This window comes from Desertibacillus haloalkaliphilus, assembly GCF_019039105.1.
Classification (GTDB): Bacteria; Bacillota; Bacilli; order Bacillales; family KJ1-10-99; genus Desertibacillus; species Desertibacillus haloalkaliphilus.
In genome coordinates, this window is record NZ_JAHPIV010000155.1 from 1 (window position 1) to 430 (window position 430).

The 430-nt window shown below is 36.7% G+C and carries 1 protein-coding gene and 1 pseudogene; both read right to left on the bottom strand.

Going from position 1 to position 430, the window contains the following annotated elements:
* A partial coding sequence (locus tag KH400_RS21310) for a flagellar motor protein MotB (RefSeq protein ID WP_281418768.1) occupies positions 1-234 on the bottom strand: 234 nt, incomplete at its 3' end.
* Positions 221-430: pseudogene (locus tag KH400_RS21315) on the bottom strand (motility protein A); the annotation flags it as partial. The pseudogene KH400_RS21315 and the gene KH400_RS21310, both read right to left, overlap by 14 nt.

Here is a 430-nt window from a genome sequence, read left to right on the forward strand (position 1 = left end):
CTCTTCTCCCTGCTCTTGACTAGGATTTTCAAATTCAATAGCTGATGGCATATACTCAAATATTTGTCTTTGATTAAATGAATCAGCAATTGCTCTAAACTTCTGAGCGTCAACAACTGACATGGAAAACAGCAGGATAAAAAAGACTAAAATGAGGGTCATAAGATCTGAAAATGTCACCATCCACTTTGGTGCGCCTTTTTCTTCTTGGCGCTGGCGCTTACGAGGCAACATTCTCTTCACCTAGAACGTCTTCTTCGTATTTTGCTTTTTTATTTACTACTGAAAAAGCACTTAATTTTTCTTGCAGAACTTTCGGGTTTTGTCCAGATTGAACCCCAATAACACCCTCAATAATGATTTGTTTAATAAACACTTCTTCATCCGTTTTATTACCTAGTTTCGTAGCCATTGGTAAAAAGACTAGATT